Origin of the sequence: Stygiolobus sp. CP850M (genome assembly GCF_037389425.1) — an archaeon.
Classification (GTDB): domain Archaea; phylum Thermoproteota; class Thermoprotei_A; order Sulfolobales; family Sulfolobaceae; genus Stygiolobus.
In genome coordinates this window covers 1-2,795 of record NZ_JBBHKR010000055.1, presented here as the reverse complement: position 1 = coordinate 2,795, position 2,795 = coordinate 1, and the positions used below count along the sequence as shown (strand labels likewise).

At 36.5% G+C, this 2,795-nt stretch carries 4 protein-coding genes and 1 pseudogene; 2 read left to right on the top strand and 3 right to left on the bottom strand.

Translation table 11 applies throughout. The features are described 5' to 3' along the window. Positions 1–363 precede the first annotated feature (363 nt). A complete protein-coding gene (locus tag WIW89_RS05615) occupies positions 364–510 on the bottom strand; it encodes a type II toxin-antitoxin system VapC family toxin (RefSeq protein ID WP_337720052.1) in 147 nt (48 codons plus the stop codon). A gap of 233 nt (positions 511–743) precedes the next feature. Further along, a complete protein-coding gene (vapB, locus tag WIW89_RS05610) occupies positions 744–1,010 on the bottom strand; it encodes a type II toxin-antitoxin system VapB family antitoxin (protein WP_337720051.1) in 267 nt (88 codons plus the stop codon). A 559-nt stretch (positions 1,011–1,569) separates the two neighbouring features. On the opposite strand from vapB, the gene WIW89_RS05605 reads away from it, so the two are divergent. Beyond that, a complete protein-coding gene (locus WIW89_RS05605) occupies positions 1,570–1,806 on the top strand; it encodes an AbrB/MazE/SpoVT family DNA-binding domain-containing protein (RefSeq protein ID WP_337703252.1) in 237 nt (78 codons plus the stop codon). Then, positions 1,793–2,152 (top strand): type II toxin-antitoxin system VapC family toxin, encoded by a 360-nt coding sequence (locus tag WIW89_RS05600; protein ID WP_314125346.1) that lies wholly within the window; start codon positions 1,793–1,795, stop codon positions 2,150–2,152. Before WIW89_RS05605 ends, WIW89_RS05600 begins: the two co-directional genes overlap by 14 nt. Positions 2,153–2,425: 273 nt before the next feature. Here WIW89_RS05600 and WIW89_RS05595 read toward each other — a convergent pair. After that, positions 2,426–2,795 (bottom strand): annotated as a pseudogene (locus tag WIW89_RS05595) (IS1 family transposase); the annotation flags it as partial.

Sequence of the window (2,795 nt, the reverse complement as noted above, 5' to 3'; positions counted from 1 at the left end):
TTAAAGAGAACTTCGTCTTTCATATATCTACTATCTCCAATCTCCTTTGCTCACGTTTTCTCGTGACTCCTTAACCTCTTCAAAGGTAAAGTAATCCCTCTCTTTTACTTTGGCTTTCTACTTCACTAATTCCGTAGGTTACTATTATGTCAGTTAAAAATACTGTGGAGTTGACAACGTATAAGACCTCTTGTTTTGTGTAAGTTTAGAATATGAGAATCATAATTTAACATAAGACTACAACGTAAAAAGAGGATCGAAAGTTCGTGGAAACGAACTACACAAAATCATAATAAAGTCATTAGGTATACGCTTTACCTCCTCTTACGCTCAATCTCTCTTTTACCACTGAATAACACTATTTCACGTGTAAAATTCTACTTTAACGTACTTAATAGCAACGTCATACTGCTTTTTATCTCCAGTTATTAATTTTTCTCCTTTATCTTCTGCAAGTGCAATGTAGAGCGAATCGTAGATCGGTATTTTTTCCTTTAAAGAGATTTCCATTGCTCTCTGAAGGAAATCTACACTTTCATGAACAACTGTGGTAAGAGTTCTTTAACAGCCTTTAAAGCAATTATTGAGTCTTCGTGCTTCATCATGCTTATAGCACAGTCTTCTTCCATATAGCGTTAGAAACCTCAACTAGGGCTAGATCTAACGTTTCTCCTCCTCCTCACAATTCCTCTAACTTTTCCCAGCCAGGTTCCTTAGTAATTATCTTAACCAATATTGAAGCGTCAATTATTATCCCTATCTTCCCTCACCAATCTTACACCAATGGGCTCAGTCTCAGGCAAGGAGGAGATTACTTCGTGCAATTTCTTCATAGCTTCTTCTTTTTTCAATTCCTCTATTTTTTCCCTTATAAATTTCTCTATTTCCTCGTTCCATTTCACGTTGTATTTTTCCATCTCCTCCCTTAATTCTTTGTCTATTCTTAAACTGTATACGACTTTCCTAATATATCTTTCGTATACGTAGATATAAAAACCTCTCCACTGCATCTAATATTAGGCGTCAAAAATCTCTTTACTAGATAGTGTCTATAGTTCAGAATTATCTTGCCTAAGCTTGTCTTAGGATATTCCTAATCTAAATAAGGCTAATGGAGGGCCAACTTTATCTAAATGAGACCGGGGATTCAAGGGGCGTAACCTCGCTTCTCATATCTAAATGAAAGCTAAACAATACCCATCACTATTCCTAACCGTGTGTTCCTACACTTTCATTTAATGATCGAGTGTAGGGACTTGGCCCTCGACCACAGGTGGGTCATGGGACTCCAACGGTACGGGGCTCACATCTCCGTAATCTCCCTCACCCTTTTTGCTCACATCGGCGTAAGAGATCATCCTTAATCAATAATTTTTTGTTATAAACAGACAAAAAGATTTTTCATTAACGTGAAAAAAGATTCAGCCTGGATCAAATGCGCATATACTTAATGAGAATATAAAAGTAGATAAGTTCTTCAAGGCTATTGAACACGCTTATGAGTTTACAAGGACTACGAGACCATATAGGGTGGGAAAAACATATATTTTTCCCCACCAATAATATCTTGTGTTGATAAAGGTCGATAAAAAGGGTAGGGTTTATTTACCTAAAGAAGTTAGGGAGAAGTTTAAGTCAGAAGAATTTTTCTTAGTAACTTTACCTAGCGGTATACTCTTAGTACCTAGAGTAGATGACCCATTGAAGGCCTTAGAAGAAGAGGGGAAGAAGTTGCCAAACGTTGACATTAAGGTGTTGAGAAAAGTTATACAAGAGGAGGCCGAGAAAGAAGATGGTTTACGCTGATACTGACTTCTTTCTCGCGTTATTAAAGGAAAAGGATTGGTTGAAGGAAAAAGCCTTAAAACTATTAGAAGAATATAGAGGGAATATAAAGACTTCTTTAACCACCTTTGTTGAATTGATGTTATTAAGTAAGAGATACGGGTTAGATCCAGTTAGGGTTACCTTATCAGTTATGGAATTGACAAGGTATTTTGATGAAAAGGTGCTGAAAGCTTCTGTTTTAATCTCACAAGGGATGGGGGTGTTTGATGCTTTTCACGCCGCTTTTTCTGAAGAGGAAATTATAAGTTCAGACCATGTTTATGAAGAGTTCGGATTTAGGAGAATAAAATTAGATGATCCTTGACAGTTGTTTACATAAAAATGTATATGCCGTCTTCATAAAGAACGGATTTTAGTGTGAAACTTCATCAGAAAGTAGCTAGATTAAGTAAGATAACAAATTCTGTTTATTCTATATTAAAGATTGCAAAAAATCATTACATTATGTGATTATGTAGAAAATAACTAATCACAAGTAGTAATTTTATTATGTCAAGTAATTTTAACCGTCTTTTTTATAAAGAGAGATTGTAACTCTTTTACGTAACTACTGGTGAGTGTGGAGATAGTGTCGTCGTTAAGCTACAAATTCTGGGATTAACCTTCTTTTCGACAAGACTAGGGCTATGGAGTACATCATGCTACGAATGCTCCTATTTACTGCCTTCGTTGCTCTCTTGAATCTAATTAGCCTATCCCTTAATGAGAAAGGACTCGTTAGGGTTAACTGGCGAGACTACCGTGTGGTCTTTTAACCAGAAGTACAAGTTATAATCATCGCTCACCCATCTACCCTCTTCGGGCAAATACTTTTTGACCTCAAGGAAAGTACTCTCATCCCTATCCCCCAAAATGAGGTAAACTCCCAGCTTCGTGTACACGTAACAAGTGAAAACCCACTTGTAAAAAGCCCTAGTATTCTTGTACAAGTAAGTCCACATCTCATC

What these genes read in the sequence shown, in the direction of transcription:
- WIW89_RS05600 (WP_314125346.1), top strand. Translation starts at nt 1,793, where the DNA reads ATGGTTTACGCTGATACTGACTTCTTTCTCGCGTTATTAAAGGAAAAG.
- vapB (WP_337720051.1), bottom strand. Translation starts at nt 1,010, where the DNA reads ATGCAGTGGAGAGGTTTTTATATCTACGTATACGAAAGATATATTAGG.
- WIW89_RS05615 (WP_337720052.1), bottom strand. Translation starts at nt 510, where the DNA reads ATGGAAATCTCTTTAAAGGAAAAAATACCGATCTACGATTCGCTCTAC.